The 22431-nt window shown below is 61.6% G+C and carries 21 protein-coding genes; 8 read left to right on the forward strand and 13 right to left on the reverse strand.

Annotation, left to right across the window (positions count from 1 at the left end):
* Positions 1-60 precede the first annotated feature (60 nt).
* The 9 genes from Q1A85_RS05205 to Q1A85_RS05245 form a co-directional block, all read right to left on the reverse strand.
* Positions 61-372 (reverse strand): hypothetical protein, encoded by a 312-nt coding sequence (locus Q1A85_RS05205; RefSeq protein ID WP_299686070.1) that lies wholly within the window; start codon positions 370-372, stop codon positions 61-63.
* A complete protein-coding gene (gene trmD / locus Q1A85_RS05210; protein WP_299686073.1) occupies positions 369-1157 on the reverse strand; it encodes a tRNA (guanosine(37)-N1)-methyltransferase TrmD in 789 nt (262 codons plus the stop codon). The genes Q1A85_RS05205 and trmD overlap by 4 nt, the downstream gene beginning before the upstream one ends.
* The gene (gene rodA, locus Q1A85_RS05215) at positions 1157-2296 is read right to left on the reverse strand and encodes a rod shape-determining protein RodA (RefSeq protein WP_299686076.1); all 1140 of its coding nucleotides are present in this window, start codon (positions 2294-2296) and stop codon (positions 1157-1159) included. Before rodA ends, trmD begins: the two co-directional genes overlap by 1 nt.
* Positions 2293-4236, reverse strand: a complete 1944-nt coding sequence (gene mrdA, locus Q1A85_RS05220) for a penicillin-binding protein 2 (protein WP_299686079.1) — start codon at positions 4234-4236, stop codon at positions 2293-2295. The genes rodA and mrdA overlap by 4 nt, the downstream gene beginning before the upstream one ends.
* The gene (locus Q1A85_RS05225) at positions 4233-4772 is read right to left on the reverse strand and encodes a rod shape-determining protein MreD (RefSeq protein WP_299686082.1); all 540 of its coding nucleotides are present in this window, start codon (positions 4770-4772) and stop codon (positions 4233-4235) included. Before Q1A85_RS05225 ends, mrdA begins: the two co-directional genes overlap by 4 nt.
* Positions 4769-5662, reverse strand: coding sequence for a rod shape-determining protein MreC (gene mreC / locus Q1A85_RS05230; protein ID WP_299686085.1), 894 nt, complete (start codon positions 5660-5662; stop codon positions 4769-4771). Before mreC ends, Q1A85_RS05225 begins: the two co-directional genes overlap by 4 nt.
* A 103-nt stretch (positions 5663-5765) precedes the next feature.
* Entirely contained in the window at positions 5766-6812 is a 1047-nt protein-coding gene (locus Q1A85_RS05235; protein WP_076629964.1) for a rod shape-determining protein, read from the reverse strand.
* Positions 6813-6926: 114 nt separating this feature from the next.
* Complete coding sequence (locus tag Q1A85_RS05240; RefSeq protein ID WP_299686088.1) at positions 6927-8675, reverse strand: FAD-dependent monooxygenase; 1749 nt, start codon at positions 8673-8675, stop codon at positions 6927-6929.
* A gap of 54 nt (positions 8676-8729) precedes the next feature.
* Positions 8730-10286 carry a 2-isopropylmalate synthase gene (locus Q1A85_RS05245; protein ID WP_299686091.1) on the reverse strand — a complete coding sequence of 519 codons (1557 nt, stop codon included), beginning with the start codon at positions 10284-10286 and terminating at the stop codon, positions 8730-8732.
* 304 nt (positions 10287-10590) lie between these two features.
* Between Q1A85_RS05245 and Q1A85_RS05250 the strand changes: the two genes are divergently transcribed.
* From Q1A85_RS05250 to Q1A85_RS05260, 3 genes are read left to right on the forward strand one after another with little or no spacing between them, the layout of a single operon-like run.
* Positions 10591-11253 carry an SDR family NAD(P)-dependent oxidoreductase gene (locus Q1A85_RS05250; protein WP_299686093.1) on the forward strand — a complete coding sequence of 221 codons (663 nt, stop codon included), beginning with the start codon at positions 10591-10593 and terminating at the stop codon, positions 11251-11253.
* On the forward strand, positions 11247-12776 hold the full coding sequence (locus tag Q1A85_RS05255; RefSeq protein WP_299686096.1) for a cryptochrome/photolyase family protein: 1530 nt from the start codon (positions 11247-11249) through the stop codon (positions 12774-12776). The genes Q1A85_RS05250 and Q1A85_RS05255 overlap by 7 nt, the downstream gene beginning before the upstream one ends.
* A 52-nt stretch (positions 12777-12828) precedes the next feature.
* Entirely contained in the window at positions 12829-13164 is a 336-nt protein-coding gene (locus Q1A85_RS05260) for a DnaJ family domain-containing protein (RefSeq protein WP_299686098.1), read from the forward strand.
* A 5-nt stretch (positions 13165-13169) separates the two neighbouring features.
* On the opposite strand, the gene Q1A85_RS05265 is transcribed toward Q1A85_RS05260, so the two are convergent.
* Both Q1A85_RS05265 and Q1A85_RS05270 read right to left on the reverse strand, forming a co-directional pair.
* Positions 13170-13841, reverse strand: coding sequence for a hypothetical protein (locus tag Q1A85_RS05265; protein ID WP_299686101.1), 672 nt, complete (start codon positions 13839-13841; stop codon positions 13170-13172).
* An 86-nt stretch (positions 13842-13927) separates the two neighbouring features.
* Entirely contained in the window at positions 13928-15295 is a 1368-nt protein-coding gene (locus tag Q1A85_RS05270; RefSeq protein WP_299686104.1) for a 2-isopropylmalate synthase, read from the reverse strand.
* Between the two features lie 207 nt (positions 15296-15502).
* Between Q1A85_RS05270 and Q1A85_RS05275 the strand changes: the two genes are divergently transcribed.
* Together Q1A85_RS05275 and Q1A85_RS05280 are read left to right on the forward strand one after the other, a co-directional pair.
* Positions 15503-17161 (forward strand): NAD+ synthase, encoded by a 1659-nt coding sequence (locus Q1A85_RS05275; RefSeq protein WP_299686106.1) that lies wholly within the window; start codon positions 15503-15505, stop codon positions 17159-17161.
* Positions 17162-17319: 158 nt separating this feature from the next.
* Positions 17320-17547: a hypothetical protein gene (locus Q1A85_RS05280; protein ID WP_299686109.1), complete on the forward strand. Its 228-nt coding sequence runs from the start codon at positions 17320-17322 to the stop codon at positions 17545-17547.
* Positions 17548-17700: 153 nt separating this feature from the next.
* Here the strand turns inward: Q1A85_RS05280 and Q1A85_RS05285 are convergent, their stop codons facing one another.
* Positions 17701-18042, reverse strand: a complete 342-nt coding sequence (locus Q1A85_RS05285; protein ID WP_299686113.1) for a metallopeptidase family protein — start codon at positions 18040-18042, stop codon at positions 17701-17703.
* 56 nt (positions 18043-18098) lie between these two features.
* On the reverse strand, positions 18099-19016 hold the full coding sequence (locus Q1A85_RS05290; RefSeq protein ID WP_299686117.1) for an MBL fold metallo-hydrolase: 918 nt from the start codon (positions 19014-19016) through the stop codon (positions 18099-18101).
* Positions 19017-19116: 100 nt separating this feature from the next.
* On the opposite strand from Q1A85_RS05290, the gene Q1A85_RS05295 reads away from it, so the two are divergent.
* From Q1A85_RS05295 to atpA, 3 genes are all read left to right on the forward strand, one after another.
* Entirely contained in the window at positions 19117-19548 is a 432-nt protein-coding gene (locus tag Q1A85_RS05295; protein WP_299686119.1) for a DUF1801 domain-containing protein, read from the forward strand.
* 780 nt (positions 19549-20328) lie between these two features.
* On the forward strand, positions 20329-20889 hold the full coding sequence (locus tag Q1A85_RS05300) for a F0F1 ATP synthase subunit delta (RefSeq protein WP_299686350.1): 561 nt from the start codon (positions 20329-20331) through the stop codon (positions 20887-20889).
* Positions 20890-22431, forward strand: coding sequence for a F0F1 ATP synthase subunit alpha (atpA, locus tag Q1A85_RS05305; protein ID WP_299686122.1), 1542 nt, complete (start codon positions 20890-20892; stop codon positions 22429-22431).

Below are 22431 nucleotides of genomic sequence, written 5' to 3' on the forward strand. Positions count from 1 at the left end.
GGCGGTGTATAGGGGGGCTGGGTGGCGTGATCAAGCGTCTTTGCGCCTGCAGATGATGCGCTAGCCCACCAGAAGGTTGTAGCCCACCACGCCGATGCCCAGAACGATGATCAGGGCAATGAAACGCTCCATCCCGATGGTGAAGTGAACGAACAGCTCAAAAACAACCTGAAGGGTCAAGTAGGCACTGAACAGCGCAACAAGCGCTGCAATCCAGCGAATACTGCCCCAGATACCTTCCGTGGGCGGCGGAAAGCCGGTGCCGCCATAAACGAAAAGCAGGGTCGAAATCGCGCAGGTCCCACCAAAGATATACAGGCCGATCAGGGTGATTTTGCCATCTTCGGGGTCACGCTTTGGGAAAAGCCTCACGACGTCTCCTTGTACGCGGCCCACAGGTCGGGACGCCGCTTGCGAGTGAGCGCTTCGGATTGTGATTGCCGCCATTTCTTGACGTTGCCGTGGTGGCCGGACATGAGCACCTCCGGGATATCGCGCCCTTCCCACGTCGCGGGCCGCGTGTATTGAGGGTGTTCCAGCAAACCACTGGAATGGCTTTCGTCGACGGTGCTGTCCGCGTTGCCCAGCACGCCGGGCAACAGGCGCACAGTCGCGTCCAGCATGGCCTGCGCCGCGATCTCTCCGCCGGTCATCACAAAGTCGCCCAAGGAAACCTCGGTGATGTTCCAGTGTTCCAGCACGCGTTCGTCCACGCCTTCAAACCGACCGCAGAGCATCGTGACACCATCGCAGCGGGCCAGATCACGCGCCATTTCCTGATCAAAGGGACGACCACGCGGCGACATATAAAGGATCGGCCAGCGGCCACGGGCGTAGGCCTGCGCCTCGGTGATAGCCGCGTGTACGACGTCCGGGCGCAGCACCATGCCCGCGCCGCCCCCCGCAGGGGTGTCATCAACATTGCGGTGCCTGCCCACACCATGGGTGCGCAGATCGTGTGTGTGCAGTTGCCATTTGCCGTCCTGCAAGGCCTTGCCGGTCAGCGACGCGCCCAGCACGCCGGGAAAGGTCTCTGGAAACAGGGTCACAATGCGTGCCTGCCAGACCCCGACCAGATCAGGCGCCTCGTCCATCAGGGATGCGGGCGTGCGCGTGGGGCGGATCGCCTTGCGGCCATGGGACTTGGGCTGGGTCATCAGCGCGGGCGGTGGACATGCGCGCTTTGCGTGAGGCCGAAGGCGAGCATGAGGACCAGCATAGCTGACCCGCCATAGCTCACCAGTGGCAGCGGCACGCCGACGACAGGGGCCAGCCCCATGACCATCGACATGTTCACGGCAAAGAACAAAAAGAAATTTAGCGCGATCCCAAGCGTCAGCAGCGACGAGAACCGGTCCTTGTTGGTCAAGGCTGAGACAACGCAGAACAGGATAATCAGCGCATACAGGAACAAAAGCGAAAACGCCCCGATAAAGCCGAACTCCTCGGCCAGCGTGGTAAAGATAAAGTCGGTGTGCTTTTCCGGCAGGAAGTTCAGGCGGCTCTGTGTGCCCTGCATGAACCCGCGCCCGGTCCAGCCGCCGGATCCCAAGGCGATCTTGGACTGCGTGATGTGGTAGCCCGCGCCCAGAGGATCCGAAGACGGGTCAAGAAACGTGTCGATGCGGCGATACTGGTAGTCTTGCAGCAACTGCCACGTCGTCCCGCGTGACTGGAACACCGCCGTGATGAGCCCGCCCACAGACGCGATGACAGCGGCGAAATAGGCCCAGTGGACACCGGCGAGAAACATCAGGCCCCCGCCCGCTGCCATCAGCAGGATGGACGTGCCAAGGTCGGGCTGGCGCAACACCAGAAAGGTGGGCAGCAGGATCAGCAGCACAGGCAACAGCACCCATTGCGGGCGCGACTTTTTGTGCTGCGGCAACCAGTCATAATAGGCGGCAAGGAACATCACCAACGTGACCTTCGTCAATTCCGACGGTTGCAACCGCATAAAGCCCAGATCAATCCAGCGCTGCGCCCCCATCCCTACGGAGCCAAAGAATTCGACCCCGACAAGCAGCAGGATCGACGCCCCATACGCCACGCCTGCAAGGTTGCGCCAGAACCAGATTGGTACAACTGCAACGAGGATCATCAGAACGAAACCCATGGCAAAACGCTTCATCTGCGGTTCGGCCCACGGGGTCATTGACCCCCCGGCCACCGAATACAGCATCAGGAACCCGACACCCGCGACGGCACTCAGCAACAGCGCCAGCGGCCAGTTCAGGTACAGGATCTTGCGCGGCCCGACAGGGACATATTTGGCGTTGTACTCAAGATAGCTCATGCCTGATCGCTTCCCGCGATATTGGCGACAGGGCGCATTTCGCGCAGCGCGCGCTGTTGTTCGCGGATGCGCCCCCGGTCCTTGGTTGGATAGGCGTCAAGCGGCGGTTCACCGTCATAGAGTGCTTGCAGGGTGATGTCGCGGGCGATGGGGGCCGCGGCCTTGGACCCACCACCGCCATGTTCCACAACCACCGCGATGGCGTATTTCGGATTGTCATAAGGCGCAAAGTTCACGAACAGCGCGTGGTCGCGGCGTTCCCAAGGCAGATCCTCGTTGCGGGTCACGCCGCGGGCGCGTTCGGCAGCGGTGATGTTGCGCACCTGGCTGGTGCCGGTCTTGCCCGCCATGCGCATGGCGTCTTCGATGATGCGACTGCCATAGGCCGTGCCGCGCCGGTCGTTGACTACCGCATACATGGCGCGGCGCATCTTGCGCAGGTTGTTTTCGTTCATGCCCAGATCGGTGCCGCGCCCCGAGGGCTGTTCAACCCCGTCCACGGATTTGACAAGGCGCGGCGATACACTGCGCCCGGTGGCCAGCCGCGCCGTCATCACGCACAATTGCAGCGGCGAGGCCAGCATAAAGCCCTGCCCGATGGATGCGTTCACCGTGTCGCCAACCACCCAGCTTGCGCCGTGGACCTGCGATTTCCACGCCATCGTGGGCGTCAACCCACGAGCCACCGCAGACATCGGCACATCGTGGCGCATCCCCAATCCAAAGCGGTTGGCCATGGCGGTGATCTTTTCGATCCCCACTTTCACGGCCAGATCATAGTAATATACGTCACAGGATTGCTTGAGCGAGTTCTGGAGGTCGACCCATCCGTGACCAGCCCGTTTCCAGCAGTGGAACCTGCGGCCCGCAACTTCGAGATGGCCGGGGCAATACACCGTCTCGTCCGGTCCGATCAGCCCTTCTTCGAGCGCGGCCATCGCAGTGATCATCTTGAAGGTCGATCCGGGCGGATAGGTGCCCTGCACGGTCTTGGACGCAAGCGGGCGGTATTTGTTGCCAGTCAGTGCGTTGTAATCACGGCTGGAGATGCCGCGTACAAAAAGGTTCGGGTCATAGGTGGGCGAGGAGGACATCGCCACCAGATCGCCGCTGTCCACGTCGATGACCACTGCGCTGGCACTTTCTTCCGACAAGCGGGCCTGCACGTAGCTTTGCAATTCGGCATTCACGGTCAACTGGATATCGGAGCCGGGAATGCCCTCGCGCCGATCCAGTTCCCGCATGATCCGTCCCGAGGCGTTGACCTCGACCCGTCGCGCGCCTGCCTTGCCGCGCAGGCGTTCTTCGATTTTGGATTCGACACCAACCTTGCCAATCTGAAAACGCGGGATGCGCAAGAGCTGGTCCGGGTCTTCGATCCGCTCTAGGTCGTAATCGCTGACCGGGCCCACATAACCCAGCACATGCGCAAAGTCGGACCCGCGTGGATAAACACGGCTGAGCCCAACCTCGGGCGTGATGCCGGGCAGGGCGGGGGCATTCACGGAAACGCGGCTGAGGTCATCCCAGGTCACCTCTTCGGCCACCGTCACGGGCAGGAAGGGAGGCGAACGCTTGATCTCGGTCTTCACCCGCTCCAGTTCTTCTGGGTCGAGGGCAATAACCTTGCTCAGACGATCCAGCACGGCGTCTACGTCACCTGCGTCTTCCTGTACGATCACGATCCGGTAGCTTGGCACATTGCGCGCCAGTGGCATTCCGTTGCGGTCGAACACCTCCCCCCGTTCCGGCGGGATGAGACGGATGTTGATCCGGTTTTCTTCGGCCAACAGCCGGAATTGGTCGGCCTGATCCACTTGCAGGTACTGCATTCGCACGCCAAGCGCTCCGACAAAGGCCAACTGCACGCCGCCCAGCAAGGCCGCGCGGCGGGAGATCAGGCGATGGCTTGCCTCAGTATCGACGCGGGGCCGTTTCATGTGCGCACTCCGGTTGCGCCCAGATCATGCGGCGTGGCCTTGCGGACGCCCATGAACAAATGCGTGATGGCCACGACCGCAGGATAAGCGATAACGGTGATCACAACCTGCAACAGCGCGGGCGCAAGGGCGGGCATATCGACCAGAAGGATCGCAAGAACGACGCGGTAGCCCACGCCCACACCCACAATCCACGCCGCGGCCGACATCATCTCGGTCGCGAGGCTTGCATCGCGCAAGGCGCGTGCCTGATGTTGCATCTGTGCGCAGGCCACCAGCGCCAGCACAGCCCACAGGCCCGGAGGACGTTGCAGCAGCAAATCCGCCAGCAGGAAAAGCACAGCGAGCAGCGCCAAGGGCACGTAGTCAGGGCGGCGTACCGACCATGCCAACGCAAAGGCGAGGATGAAGTCGGGCCAAATCCACCCGCCCGTTGCCGTTTGCAGGGGCAGCATGTGGAAAAACAGAATCACCATCACAAGCGTGGTGAAAGCGATCCGCATGGTCCATGGACGGGCGGGGTTCAGCTCGCTCATTCCGTCGCCTCCTCGGGCAGGAGGGCGGCGGCTTCGGCGGGGGTCAGCACTTCGGTGGTGTCAGACACGGGTTCGGTGCCGTAGTGGCGCAGCACCCGCAGGAACTCGAGCCGTTCGTAGTCAGCGGCGAGACGCACGCGCAGGCGGCCGCCGGGGTCTTCGGCCACCTGTCCGATCAGCAGACCGGCGGGAAAGACGCCGCCGTCGCCGCTGGTGATCACCCGGTCGCCCGCGCGCACGAGGTCCGGATTTTCGAGAAAGTCGATGGGCGGGGCGGCGGTGTTGTCGCCCGCAATGATGGCCTTTTGCCCCGAGGGCTGGATCACCGCGGGCACTCGGCTGGATGCATCAGTAACCATGATCACGCGCGCGGTGTTTTGGGCCACACCGGACACGCGGCCCACAAGGCCGATGCCGTCCATGGTCGCCCAGCCTTCGACAATGCCATCGCGCGCGCCGACGTTCAGCAGGACGGACTGGCGAAAGGGGGAGCCTGAATCGGCCAGAACCACCCCGGTAATGTACGTCAGACGCGGGTCGAGCCGCACGTTGTTGAGGTCGAGAAGACGCGCGTTTTCCTGCTCAAGCTGAAGCGCGGCCTCTTTCCATGCCTCCATCTGCCGCAATTCACGACGCAGTTCTGCGTTCTGCTCGGCGATGCGCCGGTAGCTCTGGAAGTCGCGGAACAGGTTGATGGTGCCCGTTACGGGTGCCATGGCCCAATCCATATTGGGCACGATCCGGTCTGTGACCTGCGCCCGGAACCGTTCGACCCGTGGGCTGTCGATACGCCAAAGCAGGAATGTGCCCGTCAGCGCCAGAACCAGCACAGCCAGCACCAGCCGCCGCAGCGGGCCGCCGTAGTCGATGCTGTTGCGGTCCTTTGCCAAGGTGGCATCACCTCACGTTGGTCGCGTGGCGCGATGGTGGTGGATTTGACCCGCCAGAGCAAGCCTGACGGCGTGCGCCGCGCTGTTGTCTCAGCAGATGCGCTTAGCTGTCGTAGTCGATGGCGTGGCGCAGTTGTTTTTCATATTCCAGCGCCTTGCCGGTGCCAAGTGCCACGCAATTCAGGCTTTCGTCAGCGATTGACACGGCAAGCCCCGTCTGTTCGCGTAAGGCGAGGTCCAGATCGCCCAAAAGCGCGCCGCCACCCGTCAGCATCACGCCGCGGTCGACGATGTCCGCTGCAAGGTCGGGCGGCGTGGTTTCAAGCGCTGTCATCACCGCTTCGCAGATTTGCTGCACAGGTTCGGCCAGCGCTTCGGCGATTTGCGCCTGTGTGACTTCGATCTCTTTGGGCACGCCATTCAGCAGGTCACGGCCACGGATCTGCATTGACGTGCCGCGCCCGTCATCGGGCATCCGTGCGGTGCCGATCGAGGTTTTGATGCGTTCGGCGGTGGTCTCACCCACCAGAAGGTTCTGCTGGCGGCGCAGGTAGGAAATGATCGCTTCGTCCATGCGGTCGCCACCGACCCGGACCGACCGGGCATAGACGATGTCGCCCAGGCTCAGCACCGCCACTTCGGTCGTCCCGCCGCCGATGTCCACGACCATGTTCCCGGTCGGGTCGGTAATCGGCATACCCGCGCCGATAGCCGCCGCGATGGGTTCCGCGATCAGGCCCGCGCGCCGTGCGCCCGCGGACAAAACCGACTGGCGGATCGCACGTTTTTCCACTGGCGTGGCACCGTGCGGCACGCAAACGATGATTTTGGGTTTGGAAAACGTCGAGCGTTTATGCACTTTGCGGATGAAGTGTTTGATCATCTCCTCGGCGGTGTCAAAGTCGGCAATAACACCTTCACGCATGGGGCGGATGGCCTCGATACTGCCGGGCGTCCTGCCCAGCATCAGCTTGGCATCTTCGCCCACGGCGAGCACCTTTTTGACCCCATCCTTGACGTGATAGGCAACGACCGAGGGTTCCGACAGGATCACGCCGCGGCCCTTGACGTAGACCAACGTGTTGGCGGTGCCGAGGTCAATCGCCATATCCGACGAGAACAACCCACCAAGATTTCCGAAAACCGACATTTCTGACCCACGCCCCAACTGTTCTTGGCCCCTGAGTCGGGGCTGTTTGACTGTCGTCTTATAAGGGCGGGCAGGGGTGGTTTAAAGGCCGTATTCGGGGCCCGGGCGGCACCATCACGCCGATAGCTTTGCGAGGAACGACGCACACTCTGCCGCTGCGTCCAACGGCAGAACGTGGGCCACATACTGATCCGGACGGACGAGCACCATTGCCCCTTGTGTCCGGTTAATCCCCCGCATCTCAAAGATGTCCGCACCCGGGTCCGCGCAGAACACAGTTTCGTAGTTGCGCAGGTCCAAGGCGCCCTTGACCGGGAAAAGGTCAGACGGCACCTGCGTTTCCCGGTGCGGCGTTTGCAGGATCAGGCGGCAGTCCAGCCTCGCCTGTGGTGGGTTGCGCATCAATTCGACCGCTGGATCGGCATCCTCGCCGGCAAAGACAAACAGGCGCCATGTCCCGTCCGCCTCTATCACGTGGCCCAAATGGGTCTGCCGGGCGTCAGCCCAGCGGATGACGGGCGCAGAGTGCAACCGCGTGCCAATCTCGAACCCCGTCGCAAGGTGTTGCCATGTCTCGGGGGCACGGATGATTGAAGGGGCATAGCGCGTGGCAACACCGGCGGTATAACGTCCCTGCTGCTGGAAATAGCGTTGGAACGCTTCGGGTTCTGCGCCGCTGGCAAAAAGCCCGGCGAATTCCTTGTCGAAATCAATCAATTCGCGGGCGATGGCCTGTCGTTCATCGGAATAGCTGCTGAGCAATGCGGGGGACCCATGACCTTCGATCACGTGTTGCAGCTTCCAGCCAAGGTTCAACGCGTCGGCCATGGACACGTTCATGCCCTGACCCGCCTTGGGGCTGTGTGTGTGGCAGGCATCTCCGGCAATGAATACGCGTGGATTCTGCGCATCATCGGTAAAGCGTTCGGTGAGACGTTGCCCGATCTCGTAGACGGACCACCACGCGATTTCACGTACATCGAGCGTATAGGGCGCCAGAATGCGCCCTGCGGCGGCGATCAGGTGATCGGCGGTGATCTCGCGGTCGGCCACGCGTTCTTCGGGGCGGAGCTTGTCCAGCTCGATATAGAGCCGGACCATGTAGCCGCCCTCGCGCGGGATGATCAGCAGGCTGCCTTCGTCCGCGGACTGGATTGCGGCCTTGAACCGGATGTCGGGAAAGTCTGTAACGGCGAGCACATCCATGACGCCCCACGCGGCGTTTTGTGCCTCGCCTTGTAGCTGCAGGCCAAGGGCCTGCCGCACGGTACTGCGCGCCCCATCGCAGCCGATCACGTAGCGGGTGCTGAGCTCTTCGCTTTGCTCATCGCGGCGCACGGTGACGCGCACCGGTGCGTCCGGTGCACCGGGTATATCCAGCGCAGTGACGGTGGTGCCGTACTCTGGCTCAAGGCGCGTCGGGCATTTGCGCATCAGGTCGAGATAGAAGTCCTGCACCCGGGCCTGACTGAGAATAACATGGGGGAACTCTGACAGCCCGTCCTCGACATCTTGTACACGCCCGCTGCGGGCGATGCGGGTCGGGTCAAACGGGTCGGGTTTCCAGAAGGTTGTTTCGTTGACCCAATAGGCCTCGCGCATGATCTGGTGGGCAAAGCCAAAGAGTTCGAACATCTCCATGCTTCGACAGGCGATGCCGTCGGCCTGTCCCACGATCAGCGGACCGTCGCGGCGTTCGATGATGCGGGTCCGGATGTCCGGAAAATGCGCCAGATAGGCGGCAAGTGTCAGGCCGGCGGGGCCACTGCCAACGATGAGGACGTCACAATCGGATGTGCTATGGGACTGCGCAGGTCGCAAGGTTGGATCGCCGGGGCGGAAACCGTCATAATGGTATTGCATACGGGCCTCCGCTTGTGGCGCAGGATGGGCAGCATCGCCCATCCTGTCTGAGGATCAGGTGGCGTCTTTGTAGCTGATCTCGCGTTGATCCGTGCCGCCTTTCTCGCGTCGCACGAGCAAGCGGTTGAGGGCGTGCACGTATGCCTTGGCGCTGGCCACAACAGTGTCGGTGTCTGCGGACTGGCCGGTGACAATGCGACCGTCCTCTTCCATGCGGACCGATACCGTTGCTTGCGCGTCGGTGCCTTCGGTCACGGCGTGCACCTGATAAAGCTGCAACCGCGCCTCGTGCGGAAAGAGCGCTTTGACCGCGTTGAAGGTGGCATCGACGGGGCCGTCGCCGGTCTGCGTGGTCATCTTGGCCTCACCGTCGATCATCAGCACCATGTCGGCCACTTGCGGACCTTCGGTGCCGCAGCGTACGGCGAGCTTCTCGATCTTGAGCCGTTCATCCTCGGGGTCTGTGGAGGTGCGCATGAGCGCGATCAGGTCGTCGTCGAACACCTCTTTTTTGCGGTCGGCGAGATCTTTGAACCGGACAAAAATGTCCTTGAGCTGGTTGTCGCCCACCTCGAAGCCCAATTCTTCGAGCTTGGCGCGCAGTGCTGCGCGGCCTGAATGTTTGCCCAAGGGCAGCGACGTTCCGGCAAGGCCCACATCCTCGGGGCGCATGATCTCGAACGTTTCGGCGTTTTTGAGCATCCCGTCCTGATGGATGCCCGACTCGTGTGCAAAGGCATTCTTGCCCACGATGGCCTTATTGAACTGGACCGGGAAACCCGAGACAGTGGCGACGCGGCGCGAGATATTCATGATCTTGCGGGTGTCGATGCCGGTCTCGAATGGCATGATGTCGCCGCGCACCTTGAGCGCCATCACGACCTCTTCGAGGGCGGTGTTGCCCGCGCGTTCGCCAAGACCGTTGATTGTACATTCGATTTGCCGCGCACCCGCCTCGACTGCGGCGAGGCTGTTCGCCGTCGCCATGCCAAGGTCGTTGTGGCAGTGGGTGGCAAAGACCACCTCGTCCGCGCCCGGCACCCGTTCGATCAGGGTGCGGATCAGTTCCGCGCTTTCGCGCGGGGCTGTGTAGCCGACAGTGTCGGGGATGTTGATCGTGGTGGCACCGGCCTTGATCGCGATTTCCACAACGCGGCAGAGATAGTCCATCTCGGTCCGCGTGGCGTCCATCGGCGACCACTGCACGTTGTCGCAGAGGTTGCGGGCGTGGGTCACGGTCTGTTCGATCCGCTCGGCCATTTCGTCCATGGTCAGGTTCGGGATGGCGCGGTGGAGGGGCGAGGTGCCAATGAAGGTGTGGATACGCGGTTTTGCGGCATGTCTGACCGCCTCCCAGCAGCGGTCGATGTCGCCGATCTGCGCGCGCGCGAGGCCGCAAATGACCGCATTGTTGGCCTGTTTGGCAATCTCGCTGACGGCGGCGAAGTCCCCTTCGGAGGCGATGGGAAAGCCCGCTTCGATGATGTCCACGCCCATTTCGTCCAGCAGCCCGGCAATCTCGAGCTTTTCGGCGTGGGTCATGGTGGCACCCGGCGATTGCTCGCCGTCGCGCAAGGTCGTGTCAAAAATGACAACTCTGTCTTTGGTCATGGGTCTGTTCCGTTTATCTGCTTCGTGTTCCGTGGCGCGCACCGCATTCCTCTGAGCAGGCGCGCCAGTCGGTGCGCTCAGAGGCGGATTAGAAGCAGGAGGCCACGCAGGATCGCGCCCTGTGGGCGTGCGATGGGGGTATGCGTGGTCGGTGTCATGCCAGCAGTTATACCGCGCCTTTGGCAAATGGGAAGGCTGGAAATTGCAATTGGTGTGTGGGTGCGCGGGGGCGGACGCCTCCGGCGGGAGTATTTGTAAAGAGAAGAAGTTGATGGATCCAGTTTGACCGCTAGCTGGTGCGGCCATGGATAAGATTTTGATCATTGGTGCGTCGGGCGGGATCGGGTCGGCATTGGCTGCGGGGTTCGAGGCGGGTGGCGCATCGGTAGACCGGCTGTCGCGGTCTGCGGATGGGCTGGATGTTACGGACGCGGCGTCCGTGTCGACACATCTGGACGGGCGTCGGGGCTATTCCCGTGTGGTTGTGGCGACCGGAGCATTGGAAATCGACGGCGCAGCACCGGAAAAAACAATCAAAGGTTTGCGCGCGCAGGCCATGCTCGATCAATATGCGCTCAACGCCGTGGGGCCTGCATTGGTCTTGAGCCATGCGGCTGGACTGTTGCGGCGAGACGCACCGTCGGTTGTGGCGGTTTTGTCGGCCCGTGTGGGATCGATCGGTGACAACAGGATCGGCGGCTGGATCGGTTACCGCAGCGCCAAGGCGGCGGCAAATCAGGTCGTGCGGACAGCAGCAATTGAATTGGCCCGGACGCATAAGCAAGCCGCCGTTGTGGCGCTGCATCCCGGCACGGTGGCGACGGCGTTTACCGAAAAATACCTTGGACGGCATCCATCGGTGTCCCCCTCTGAGGCGGCGCGCAATCTGATTTCGGTCATGGATGACCTTGGGCCTGCGCAGTCGGGCGGTTTCTACGACTACAGCGGGGCGGAGGTGCCGTGGTGAGCCGTCTTGTCCTGATCCTTGGCGACCAGTTGACCGAGACCATCGCGGCACTTGCCGCAGCAGACAAGACGCGTGACGTCGTGGTCATGGCAGAGGTCGCGGAAGAGGGCACCTATGTGCCCCATCATCCCAAAAAGATCGCGCTGATCCTGGCCGCCATGCGCAAATTTGCCGCGCGCTTGCGAGACGATGGATGGCAGGTCGCCTATTCGGAACTGGACGACAGCGAAAACACCCAGTCGATCCCGGGCGAGTTGATCCGCCGGGCGGAGCAATATGGCGCGTCCGAGGTGATCGCGACGGAGCCGGGCGAATTCCGTCTCATTGAGGCGCTGCGGGACTGCCCGCTTAATATTCAGATCCTCGAAGACACCCGGTTTATTGCCGCGCACGCAGAGTTCGATGCATGGGCCAAGGGGCGCAAGGCCCTGCGCATGGAGTATTTCTATCGTGAGATGCGGCGCAAAACCGGCCTGATGATGGACGGCGACGCGCCTGCGGGCGGTCAGTGGAACTTTGACCATGACAACAGGAAACCGGCAAAAGAAGGAGTGGACTATTCCGGTCCGATGCAGTTCACGCCAGATACGACGGTGGAAGCGGTGCTGGACATGGTCGAGCGCCGGTTTGGCACCCATTTTGGGGATCTGCGCCCATTCTGGTTTGCGACGGATCAGGGGCAGGCGCGGCAGGCGCTTGCTTATTTCGTGCGCGAGGCATTGCCCAAGTTCGGCGACTATCAGGACGCCATGTTGGCCGATCACCGCTTTCTCTATCATGCGCTGGTGTCGCCTTATGTAAACATCGGTCTTCTGGATCCGCTGGAAGTGTGTCAGGCGGCAGAGGACGCGTGGAAAGAGGGTGATGTGCCGATCAATGCCGCCGAAGGTTTCATCCGCCAGATCATCGGATGGCGCGAGTACATGCGGGGCATTTACTACCACGAGGGGCCGGATTACCCGTCCCGCAACGGGTTGGGCCATGACCGCAAACTGCCGGAATTCTTCTGGGGGTCGGAGACGCGGATGCGCTGTGTGTCCAAGGCAGTGGAGCAGACGGGCACCGACGCCTATGCGCACCATATCCAACGTCTAATGGTGACGGGCAATTTTGCGTTGCTTGCGGGGCTCGACCCGGCGGAGGTGTCCGACTGGTATCTTGCCGTCTACGCCGATGCTTTCGAATGGGTCGAGGCCCCCAATGTCGTGGGTATGTCGCAATTCGCCGACGGCGGTGTGATCGCGTCAAAGCCCTATGTGTCATCAGGCGCTTACATCAACCGGATGTCCGACTATTGCAAAGGCTGCCACTACAAGGTCAGCGTCAAGACCGGAGAGGGTGCGTGCCCGTTCAACCTGTTGTACTGGCATTTTCTCGACCGCCATCGCGACCGGTTATCAGGCAATGCACGCATGGGCAACATGTACCGGACATGGGACCGCATGGACGAGGCGCGGCGCAAGACGGTTTTGGCGGACGCAGACGCGTTTCTTGCAAAGCTGGACGCGGGCGACGTGGTCTAAATCCGGCTCTTATGGTATGCTGTCCCGGACTTCGGTTCGGCAGGGACAGGACATGACGCAATCGTTCGACGCATTGGTGGAGCGGCAGATTCAAAGAGCGCTGGCCGAAGGGAAACTGGATGGCCTGACCGGCGAGGGCGAACCTTTGCCTGATCGGTCCGGAGAGGCCTTTGCCGATCTCGCAACCGGTGTCGCCGTAAGGATGCTGGCAGAGGCTGGCGCCTTGCCCGAGGAATTCAAGATCAAGAAACTGCTTGATGCTGCCAAAAACACCTACACGGCGGCGCAAACCGACATCGAAAAGCGCACGGCGATGGCCCTGATCGCCGACTTGCAGCAGCGGTACAATATTGCGGTTGAGGCGCGGCGACGGTTTATGGCCCCCTGAGCGTCTCACTCGCCTTTGGCCACACAGACTTCGAACCCGTCGATGTCTCGGGCGTCGCTGATTTGGGGACTACAGGCCGTGACCTTTTGCACGCAAGCGATGTCGAGCTTTGGGAACTGGCAAGCGCTCATGGCGGCGAGCATGGCCTGGGATGCGGCGTCTTCCCACGCGGCACCTGCCGCCACCCCTTCAATATTGAGGCCAAGCGCTTGCGCGATGGGCAGACTGGCCCCTTCCATCGACCAGTCGGTTTCCACCGTTTCGCCATTTGCAAGGGTCACCGTCAGAGCGACCGACGGGGCCTCCAGCACATCCGCCAAGGTGCCAACGGGCACCTGACCCTCGCCATGCCACAAACGGTCGCGCACCGCGCGGCCCGTTGAACGGGCGTATTCCACGATGCGCCCCTGTTCGGTGTGGGCAATGATGTCCTTGGCTGCAAATCCTTGGGGCGTGACGACGGCCACCAGACCCTCGTCGGGCAGGTTCCCGATGCGATCCGGCAGCGCATAAAGCGCCATGACACGGCCCACCGGGTTGCGATAAAGGTGCAGGCCGAACCCGTCATCGTTGATCATCTGCGCGACTTTGGTCTCGAAGCCGTCGACAGGGTCGGACCACGTCTCGACAAACGCCCACTCGGCAGAGACCGGCCCCGCAAGGCACAGCGTCAGCATCAGCGCGGCTGTTTCTCTTGACCGAAAATACCACGGGGGAGCGCCAGAGGCGCGGGGGCAGAGCCCCAAAAACATGGCCCCCAGCATCAGCTGTCGTCAGCCAGCGCGCCGCCGTCCCAGTCGCCTGTGGCCTCTTCGCCGGTGGCGTAGCGCATCGTGCCGCTGCCTTGCCGCTTGCCTGCTTTGAACGTGCCTTCGTAGACGTCGCCATTGGCGTAGGTGGCAACGCCGACCCCTTCGATCTCGCCCCGTGCCCACGCGCCTTCGTAAACAAAGCCCTTCGACATCACAATCTTGCCGGTCCCGTGCCGCTGCCCGGCCTCGAATTGACCGTCATAGACCGTGCCATCCGGGTACGTCGCGCGCCCCATACCGTGGCGCTGTCCGTCCAGCCACTCGCCCTCGTAGCGGTATCCGTCGGCATAGGTCATAACGCCGGTGCCGTGATTGCGCGCATTCTTGAATTCGCCCTCGTAGACCACGCCGTTGGAGTAGGTGGCGCGGCCCGAACCCTCGATCACACCTGCGACCCAGTCTCCTTCATAGGTGGAGCCGTCCGTGTATGTGATTTTGCCGGTGCCATGGGCCAGATCGTCGCGAAATTCGCCTTCGTATACGGCCCCGTCCGGATAGGTTACGCGGCCTTGCCCTGCAATCTGTCCATCGCGCCATTCGCCCACATAGAGATAGCCGTCAGTGCCTGTGAACGTCCCTGTCCCGTGACGCCGGTCATCCTGAAACTGGCCTTCGTAGATATCGCCATTGGCATAAGTGACCTTGCCGTCGCCCTCGCGTTTGCCGGACACCAGCGTGCCTTCGTAGACGTCGCCATTTGGCTGGGTCAGCGCGCCCGTTCCGTCAATCTGGCCGTCTTTCCAAAAACCCACATAGATCAGCCCGTCGGGCATGGTCAGTTTGCCCTGACCTTCGCGCTTGCCGTTCTGGATTTGGCCGTCATAGACCGCCCCGTCAGGGTAGGTGATCACACCCATCCCCTGCTTGATTCCGTCGACCCAATCGCCCTTGTACTCATAGCCGCCAGGGCTTTGCATGACGCCCTTGCCATGGTGTTTGGCATTGCGGAATTGGCCTTCGTAGCGAACCCCGTTGGCATAAAGCGCCACGCCCTCGCCGATAATGGCGCCCGCCTGCCACGTGCCCTCGTAGGTGCCGCCATCGGCAAAGGTGATCTTGCCAAACCCGTCGGGCTTGCCTTTTTCAAAATTGCCTTCATAGACCGAACCGTTGGGAAAGCGCGCGGTGCCTTCGCCCTTGATCTCACCATCGACCCACATGCCGGTGTATTCGTAGCCGTTGGGCAACCTGTATGTGCCCTGTCCGTGCTGAAGGCCCCCGCGAAAGGTGCCCTCGTAGATGCCGCCATCGTCATATTGCTTGGTCTGGACCTGACCACTTTGGGCAAATGCCAGTGCGGGCATGAGGGTGAGGGCCATGATCAGACTGCGAGCGCGCATATGTCACCTTATCCAGAATCTCACGTCCGCAGCGGATCACCCGGACGCAGCAAAGGTTAGGGCAGGGGCGGACAAGGGGCAATGGGCTTGACCGACCCGTGAACGGCGCGCGGCACATCTCGTCGCGGGTGGGTTCCCTCCCCGGCGCATTCTGCTACATCACGGCCCGCAAGCAGGAGTGCCGACATGGCTGACACATTCCGTATCACGATTGCCCAGATGAATCCGGTGGTGGGCGACATCCCCGGCAATATCGCCAAGGCGCGCCGCGCATGGGAAGCGGGACGGGACGCAGGCGCTGACCTCGTCGCGCTGCCCGAGATGTTCGTGTCGGGCTACAATGCACAGGATCTGGTGATGAAACCGGCCTTTCACGCCGCTGCGATGCAGGCGGCACAGGACCTTGCTACGGATTGCGCCGACGGCCCTGCATTGGCCATCGGGTGCCCATGGGCCGAAGGCGCTGAACTGTTCAATGCCTATCTGATCTGCAAAGGCGGTCAGATTGCCAGCCGGGTGCTGAAACACCATCTGCCCAACGACACGGTCTTTGATGAAGTGCGGATTTTCGATGCCGGGCCATTGGGTGGGCCGTATTCCGTTGGCAATACCCGTGTCGGCTCACCCATTTGCGAGGATGCGTGGTATCCGGATGTGGCCGAAACGCTGGAAGAGACGGGCGCAGAATTCCTGCTGATCCCCAACGGCTCACCTTACCACCGCGACAAACTTGAGGTGCGGCTGAACCATATCGTCAGTCGCGTGGTCGAAACCGGCCTGCCCGCGATTTATCTGAACATGATCGGGGGGCAGGACGATCAGGTGTTTGACGGCGGCAGCTTTGCGCTGAACCCCGGCGGCAAGCTCGCGTTGCAACTGCCCGTCTTTGATGAGGCGATGTCCCATGTGGATCTGATCCGCACGCCCGAAGGCTGGCGCATCGTCGAAGGTGAAATCTCGGCGCATCCCGACGCATGGGAACAGGATTACCGGGTCATGGTGACCGCCTTGCGCGACTATTGCGCCAAGACGGGGTTCCGTCAGGTGTTGCTGGGCATGTCGGGTGGGGTGGACAGCGCGCTGACCGCGACCATCGCCGCTGACGCGCTGGGCCCCGAAAATGTGCGCTGCGTGATGCTGCCATCGGAATACACGTCGCCCGACAGTCTGGAAGATGCGGAGGCCTGCGCGAAGGCGCTGGGTTGCCGCTATGACTATGTGCCGATTTCCGACACCCGTGCGGCTGTGACGTCTACGCTGGCGCCGCTGTTCGAGGGGACCGAAGAGGGACTGACCGAGGAAAACATCCAAAGCCGCATCCGCGGCCTGTTGCTCATGGCGCTGTCCAACAAGTTTGGCGAGATGCTGCTGACCACCGGCAACAAATCCGAGGTCGCTGTGGGTTATGCGACGATCTACGGCGACATGGCGGGCGGCTACAATCCGATCAAGGACCTCTACAAGACCCGCGTGTTCGAAACCTGCCGCTGGCGCAATGCCAATCACCGCGACTGGATGCTGGGCAACGCTGGCGAAGTGATCCCGGAACGCATCATCTCCAAGCCTCCAAGTGCGGAGTTGCGCGAGGATCAAAAGGACAGCGACAGCCTGCCTGACTATCCCGAATTGGACGCCCTGCTACAAATCCTCGTGGATGATGACGGGTCCATCGCGGATTGTGTTGCGGCGGGATACGACGCCGATACGGCGCGCAAGATCGAACGGTTGATCTACCTCAGTGAATACAAGCGTTTCCAGTCCGCACCGGGTGCGCGGCTAACCTCAAGCGCCTTCTGGCTCGACCGCCGCTATCCCATCGTCAACCGATGGCGTGATCCATCTTGACCACAAGGCTGCCGGAGCCGCTGATCCTGCACGTGATGCCCGCGAAACTGCGCGGCTCGGCACGGATGTCCATCGGTCTGGGGCTGTTTCTGGTGGGCTTATGTGCCGCCGTCTAAGTCTACGGCACGTATATCCATCTATTCTTCAATTTCTTTCTGGTGATTGGTCTGTTGCTGGTCGTCTTTGGCACGATGAGCCTTGCCATGGCGCGTGGCCGCCCCGTCGCTTTGCGGATCGACCGGCATGGGGTGTCGGGGTACTACGTGCGCACGCTCAACTGGACCGACATCTTGCGCTTTGACCGTATGGAAAGGGGCAGTGGATCGCTGGGCATTGAACTTTTTGACCGCGATGAGGTGCGCCGACGTCAACGCCGGTTGATGTGACGGTTCAACCTGCGTCTGCCACTGTCGGGCAACTGGCACATTATTGTGCCGGGCGAAGTGCTGGACGCAGACCTGGACAGGATCGTCGCAGCCGCCAAGGCGTTTCAGTCCGCGGCCATTGCGCGGGACCAGAGGCCGGGCCGCCGCTGAATGTCATTCCCACCACCGGTCAATCGTGGCGATATCCTCGTCTGACCAGCCAAAGTGGTGCGCAAATTCATGCACGACGACATGTGTCACGAGTTGCGCCAGTGTCACGCCCGGCCTGTCGCGCAGTTCGTCTAGGATCGGCGCGCGATACAGCCAAACGGTGTCAGGGTATGGCGCGGGGTCTGCGACGCTTTTTTGTGTCAGGGGGATGCCGTCATAAAGGCCTGTGAGATCCAGTGGATCATTGATGCCAAGATCGGCCAGCACGTCGCCGGGCGGCCAATCGACCACCTGAATGATCACGGCGCGGGCATGGGTGCGAAAGGGCTCTGGCAGCCCGTCCACGGCGTCTTGCGCCAGCGCGGCAATGGCCGCCGCGCTGGTGGGGTCGTCACGGCCCCTCAGAGCGTCAGCTGATAGCTGTGCGGAACATATCGGTAGCCTGCATCCGCCCGTTCCACATAGCCAAAGGCAGGCCACGGCATATGATAGCTGGAGAACGGCACAGCGTCCGTGGCCATCATATCGAGCAGGGTCTTGCGGGTGGCTGCGGCGGCGGCCTTGTCCATATCGAACCGCACCTCCCAATCCGGGTAGCCCAGCGACCAGACAAAGTGGTTCGCGAAATCCGCACCCAACATCAGTTGCGCACCATCGCTTTCCAGCATGTAGACCATGTGGCCGGGGGTATGCCCAAAAGCGGCCATGCTGGTAACACCGGAGGCAATGCCTGCCCCGTCATCCACCATTGTGAATTGGTCCATCAGCGGCCTGACGATGCCGTCGAAGCGTTCATTCCCGGCGGCGGCCCAGTGGTTCATCTCGACAGCACCCGCGTAGTGCTGGGCATTGCCAAAAGTGGGCGTGCCATCGGTTTGCAGCCCGCCGATATGGTCGCCGTGCATGTGGGTGATCACCACTTTGTCGACCTGATCTGCAGTGTATCCCGCAGCCTCGAGCGCGCCAACCGTGCCCGCAGGGTTCAGACCGGTGTCGAACAGGATCAGTTCGGCGCCGGTGTTGACAACGACCGGGGTGAAGAAGAACTGCGCTGCGTTCAGCGGCAGGTTGTTGGCGTTTGACACTTCTTCGAACGTGGTCTTGTCGACATTCATGCCAAAGATCGACTGCGGGTCTTCGCGCACGGCTGTGCCCGCCAGCAGGTTCGTGACCTCGAATCCGCCAAGCTTCACGCGCTTGAAAGGTGGCTGGGACGCCCCGAGCATCGGGGCACCTGCGGTGACGGCGGAGGCAGCAAAGGGCAGGGCGGCAGCCCCGGCCAAAGCCGCGCGGCGTGAAAATTTGGGAGCGTGGGACATCGGTGTTATCCTTCCTGTCAGATATCTAAGACATAGCGCGCCTGACGCACAGTCACGTGCAAAGCTGCGGTCGCATCTGTTCATTTTCGCGCGAGGGGGCATGGCGGAGCCGAAAACCAAAGTACTGGATACACCGTTCAGCCAGTGGGTTGCCGAAACAGTGCCTGAGGCCCGCCAAGATGAGGCGCGCAGGCTGGACGCCCTTTTTCGCGGTGCCACAGGCTTTGCCCCGCAGGTCTGGACCGGCGGCATCGTGGGATATGGCGCTTACGATTATACCTATGCGTCGGGACGCACCGGTACGTGGATGGCCACCGGATTTGCCCCCCGCAAGGCCAAGATCAGCGTCTACATTATGCCCGGCTATACCGACTTCGGTCCGATCCTCGACCGGTTAGGCCCGCATTCCAAGGGTAAGAGCTGTCTTTACATCACTCGGCTGGCGCGTGTGGACGACTCAGTGCTGGCGGAACTGATCACGGCGGGGGTGAAGGACCTGAACGGATTGTGGCCCGTCAGGTCCATCGCGTGAGCCTGTCGAAGTGGTCGGCGTAACGCCGAATTCGCTGTCGAAGACACTTGTTGATGTGGGCAGCACTCTATTGCGGGGCGGAAGGCTATTATCGATTGGCAGGCTGATACCGGGTGGCAGGTTCAGCTCAATGTCCAATCCGCCCCACGCGCGCACGCATAGGGTCAGTGCAGAAGTCTCTGGGGGGTACGTTTATGGTGCCATCGTCGTCTTAGGAGAGATGATCATCGCCTGCTCTCAGGACATTGAAGCCGTACTGGTCCGTCAGCGCGGTTTCCCAGTGGGATCGGGTGACGTATCGGGGCCGTTATCGACCACCAAGTCTTCGGTGCCCCGGCTCATCTCACGGCCGACCACCGCGATCACAGTCGTCAAAGGGTGCACGTTGTGTGCCCGTTCCAGTCCGGGGTCACCCTGTTTTACGCTGCCACATGGCGCCAAAGCGGAACAACAGGCCGATCCGAGCCAACGCTCCTTGGCCATCGGTCGCGTTATGGCCACAACAATCACAGCCTTGAGGGCAGGAATCGCGCGTCAAAGAGGGTGTTTTGTGACGAATTCCTTACAATTCGGACGGGCCAAACGGTCGCACTTTTGCTAAGGTGCTGAAAAAACAAGGAAACACACTAATTTCCTGATCACGAACACATGTTGCGGGGTGGCAAACCCTCTGCTACATCCCCCCTGATTTTGACGCCGTTGGCTCATCTGCGGCGTACCAACGCCCCCGGATCACTCTATGTGATGACCTACCGGGGCCAAGACATCGAAAGGGTGGACGTGTCCGAACCAGCTTCGATCTCAACTGGCATCGCGGCCCGCTATGCAACAGCGGTCTATGATCTTGCCAAAGACGACAAGGCCGTGGGGACCCTCGAAGGGGACATTGACACGCTGAGCGCCGCACTGGCCGACAGCGGTGACCTGAACGCGCTGATCCACTCGCCGGTCTACAGCCGCGAAGAGCAGGCCGCCGCGATCACGGCGATTGCCAAAAAGGCCGGGCTCAGCGCGCTGATGACAAACACGCTGGCCCTGATGGCCGACAAACGTCGTTTGTTTGTTGTACCGCAACTGCTGCAAGCGCTCCGCGCCATCATTGCCGAAGACAAGGGCGAAGTGACCGCAGAGGTGACATCAGCCAAGGCGCTGACCAAGGCGCAGTCGGACAAACTTGCCAAAACGCTCAAGGCTCGCATGGGCAAGGACGTTTCCATCACAGCTTCCGTCGATGAAAGCCTCATCGGCGGTTTGATCGTTAAAGTGGGCTCGAAGATGATCGACACGTCGATCCGCTCGCGGCTCGCCTCCCTCCAGAATGCAATGAAAGAGGTCGGATAAATGGGTATCCAAGCAGCAGAGATTTCTGCGATCCTGAAAGACCAGATCAAGAACTTTGGTCAGGAAGCAGAAGTGGCCGAAGTGGGCCGCGTGTTGTCGGTGGGTGACGGTATCGCCCGCGTCTACGGCCTCGACAATGTTCAGGCCGGTGAGATGGTCGAATTCCCCGGCGGCATCATGGGGATGGCCCTGAACCTCGAAAACGACAACGTCGGCGTGGTGATCTTCGGCTCCGACCGGGACATCAAGGAAGGCGACACCGTCAAGCGCACCAACTCCATCGTGGACGTGCCTGCGGGCAACGGCCTGCTGGGCCGCGTTGTGGATGGTCTGGGCAACCCGCTGGATGGCAAAGGCCCCATCGAAGACGTGACTCGTTCGGTTGCGGACGTCAAAGCCCCGGGCATCATCCCGCGTAAATCGGTGCACGAACCGATGGCAACCGGCCTGAAGGCTGTGGACGCGATGATCCCGATTGGCCGTGGCCAGCGCGAGCTGATCATTGGTGACCGTCAGACCGGCAAAACTGCTGTGGCGCTGGACGCGATCCTGAACCAGAAATCCTATAACGACGCCGCGGGCGATGATGAGAGCAAGAAGCTCTACTGCATCTACGTCGCCGTTGGCCAAAAGCGTTCCACCGTGGCGCAGCTGGTGAAAAAGCTCGAAGAGAGTGGCGCGATTGACTACTCGATCGTTGTGGCTGCCACCGCGTCCGACCCTGCGCCGATGCAATTTCTGGCACCCTACGCCGCGACCGCGATGGCCGAATTCTTCCGTGACAATGGTCGCCACGCGCTGATCATCTACGATGACTTGTCCAAGCAGGCCGTGGCCTATCGTCAGATGTCCCTGCTGCTGCGCCGCCCGCCGGGCCGCGAAGCCTATCCCGGCGACGTGTTCTACCTCCACTCGCGCCTGCTGGAACGTTCGGCCAAGCTGAACGAAGACAACGGTGCCGGTTCGCTGACCGCGCTGCCGATCATTGAGACGCAGGGCGGCGACGTGTCGGCCTTTATCCCGACCAACGTGATTTCGATCACCGACGGCCAGATCTTCCTTGAGACGGAATTGTTCTATCAGGGCATCCGTCCTGCCGTGAACACCGGTCTTTCGGTGTCTCGTGTGGGTTCGTCCGCTCAGACCGACGCGATGTCGTCCGTCGCCGGCCCGGTGAAACTGTCGCTGGCTCAGTACCGCGAAATGGCCGCCTTTGCGCAGTTCGGTTCCGACCTTGATGCCGCCACCCAGCAGTTGCTGAACCGCGGTGCGCGTCTGACCGAACTGATGAAGCAGGCGCAGTATTCGCCACTGACCAATGCCGAGATCGTCTGCGTGATTTTTGCAGGTACAAACGGCTATCTCGACAACATCCCCGTCAGCGACGTGGGCAAGTTCGAAGCCGGTCTGCTGGCATTCCTGCGGTCGCAAAAAGCTGACTTCCTCAAGTGGATCGCCGACGAAGACCCCAAGTTCAAGTCGGGTGAAAACGTCGACAAGATGAAGGCGGTCCTCGACGAGTTCGCGTCGACCTTCGCGTAA

It is taken from the genome of uncultured Tateyamaria sp. (assembly GCF_947503385.1).
Classification (GTDB): Bacteria; Pseudomonadota; Alphaproteobacteria; order Rhodobacterales; family Rhodobacteraceae; genus Tateyamaria.